This is a genomic window from Streptomyces bambusae (assembly GCF_019400985.1).
In the GTDB taxonomy this organism is placed as follows: Bacteria; Actinomycetota; Actinomycetes; order Streptomycetales; family Streptomycetaceae; genus Streptomyces; species Streptomyces bambusae_A.
In genome coordinates, this window is record NZ_WTFF01000572.1 from 1 (window position 1) to 2,238 (window position 2,238).

At 76.1% G+C, this 2,238-nt stretch carries 4 protein-coding genes and 1 pseudogene; 1 reads left to right on the forward strand and 4 read right to left on the reverse strand.

Translation table 11 applies throughout. The features are described 5' to 3' along the window. From GPJ59_RS35645 to GPJ59_RS35655, 4 genes and pseudogenes are all read right to left on the reverse strand, one after another. A pseudogene (locus GPJ59_RS35645) lies at positions 1-1,085 on the reverse strand (hypothetical protein); the annotation flags it as partial. Positions 1,086-1,206: 121 nt separating this feature from the next. Further along, positions 1,207-1,353, reverse strand: a complete 147-nt coding sequence (locus GPJ59_RS38255; RefSeq protein ID WP_258025418.1) for a hypothetical protein — start codon at positions 1,351-1,353, stop codon at positions 1,207-1,209. Between the two features lie 48 nt (positions 1,354-1,401). Further along, a complete protein-coding gene (locus tag GPJ59_RS35650; protein ID WP_258025419.1) occupies positions 1,402-1,791 on the reverse strand; it encodes a hypothetical protein in 390 nt (129 codons plus the stop codon). Continuing rightward, on the reverse strand, positions 1,788-2,039 hold the full coding sequence (locus GPJ59_RS35655; protein WP_219672272.1) for a hypothetical protein: 252 nt from the start codon (positions 2,037-2,039) through the stop codon (positions 1,788-1,790). Before GPJ59_RS35655 ends, GPJ59_RS35650 begins: the two co-directional genes overlap by 4 nt. A gap of 19 nt (positions 2,040-2,058) precedes the next feature. Here GPJ59_RS35655 and GPJ59_RS35660 point away from each other — a divergent pair. After that, the coding region (locus tag GPJ59_RS35660; protein WP_219672273.1) for a hypothetical protein at positions 2,059-2,238 on the forward strand (180 nt) is incomplete at its 3' end.

Sequence of the window (2,238 nt, forward strand, 5' to 3'; positions counted from 1 at the left end):
CGCAGTACCACCCGGGGTCTGGGGGGCCGGGAAATGGGAAAAGGAACAGCCCCCCGCCCCGCCGCCCGCACCGCCGCGCCCAGGGCCGCCCCGACCAGCAGCGCCAGCCCCAGCATGCTGAACAGCACGTACCGGTCCAGGAACAGCGGCTGCACGAAGGACAGCCCGATCAGCCCCAGCTGCGGCACCGCCAGCAGCGGCAGCCCGACCGCCGCCACCGACGGCCGGCCGACCCGCGGCCGGTCCAGCCACGCCCCGAGCCCGCCGATCGCCAGCAGCACCGCCGGGCCGATCATCATGTGCCAGGTCAGCGGCGGTATCCACGACACCTGGTCGGACTGGCCCCGGCTGAACAGCACCAGCGGCAGCGCCCCCGCCACCGCCCCGGCCGAGGCGGCCGCCCAGCGCAGCCACACCCGGCGCTCCGCCCGTACCCACGCCAGGGTCGCCGCGTGCGCGGGCAGGACCAGCAGCGAGAGCCAGTTCAGCAGCGCGCACACCAGCACCGTCAGCGCGTACGCCGCCCACCCGGGCCAGGCGCGGCGCCCGGCGGGGGCGTCCAGCCGCCGGACCAGCAGCAGCGTCGAGATCCCCACCCCGGCGGCGACCAGCGCGTACGGACGGCCCTCCTGCAGGTAGAACTGCACGGCCGGCAGCAGCCCGAGCGCCAGCCCGGCGCCCAGCCCCGTCCACCGTCCCGCCGGACCCGGCCCGGCCAGCCGCCGCCCGGTCACCGCCACGCAGGCCGCCGCCCCGGCCACCGCCAGCACCGAGGGCAGCCGCAGGGTCGTCGTACTCGCTCCGAAGACCTCGAACAGGCCGTGCATCAGCAGGTAGTACAGCCCGTGGACGGCGTCGACCTGTCCCAGCATGTGCCAGATGTCACCCGCCGAGCGCCCCGCCACCTGCCAGGTCGCGGCCTCGTCCCGCCACACGCTGTCCTGACGCGACAGCCCCCACAGGCCGAGTGCGAGCGTCCACAGCGCCGGTACGAGGGGGACGGCCAGGGCCTCGGCGCGCGCCCGGGCCGGGCCCCGCCGGCCGTCGAACACGCCCGGCCCGCCGTCGGATATCTCGGAGGTCATACGGCTTCGTCGGAAGTCATGAAGATGATCGGATCCTCGGTGGGCGGCTCGGGCGGAAGCCACCAGTCTATGGACGGCCGGGCATCACGGTGCAGGCCAGGCCCCGCGACCGACGGCCGCGCTACGGCGTGCAGGTGTACGTGAACTCCACGGCCGCCGTGCGCCGCGACGGCTCCAGCAGCTCCAGCTGCGCCCGCGCCGGATAGCTCCCGATGCCCTGGAACGTCCACAGCAGGTGCAGCCGGGCCTCCTCCTGGCCCCGTGTCACCCGCTCGGTCAGCTTCTCGGAGCGGGTGCCGTCGCTGCGCCCCCAGCGTTACGTCAGCGCCCCCGGACGCCCGTTCGTACGGACCACGGCCGTCACGCCCGCGGCCGCGCCGCAGGCCGGACCCGCCGGGGCCGTGCTCACCGCCACGTCCCGCACGGCGACGCCGGGGCCGTAGCGCTGCCAGGCGAGGTACAGCAGGACGGCGGCCAGCACGGCCGCCGCGAGGGTGTAGCGGCGCAGTCCCGCGCCCCGCCGCCGGGCGGGCACCGGACCGGGCACGACCGGGAACGGCGCCAGAGCCGCCGCCGTGACCCCGGGCCCGAAGCGCAGCACGGAGCCGTCGATCCGGTCGGGGGCGACGTCCTGCGGCCCCGGCGGCCCGCTGAACCAGTGGCTGCCGAGGACGGTGGCGCTGTAGTCGTCGTTGTCGTTGCTCATCGGATCTGACAGCTCCTGATCCAGACCGGGGCCGAGGTCGAACTCCGGCCGCCGGCCGTGGCACGCACGTACCAGTAGCAGCCCGTGCCCTTGAACGAGTGGGTCCTGACCAGTCCCGGCTGGTAGGTGACGGTCTCGCGGCCGTCGGAGGACCCGAGCAGGCGCGGGCTGTTGCTGGTGAACCACTCCAGGACCACCGGCACCGGACCGCCCTTGGCCTCGACGGTCACCGTGGCCTCTCCGGTCACCCCGCCCGTCTGCCGGAGGGTGACGGAGACCGAGCCCACCACCGGGGGCGACGGCGGCGCAGTCGTCGGCGGCCTCGTCGTCGGGCCCGGTGTCGGCGGGCCGGGCGTCGTCGGCCCCGGGGTGGGGGACGAGCCCGGGCCCGGGGTCGCGGACGCCGAGGCGGCTGCCGGCGCCGACGCCGAGGGGGAGGCCGACGTG

What these genes read in the sequence shown, in the direction of transcription:
- GPJ59_RS35650 (WP_258025419.1), bottom strand. Translation starts at nt 1,791, where the DNA reads ATGAGCAACGACAACGACGACTACAGCGCCACCGTCCTCGGCAGCCAC.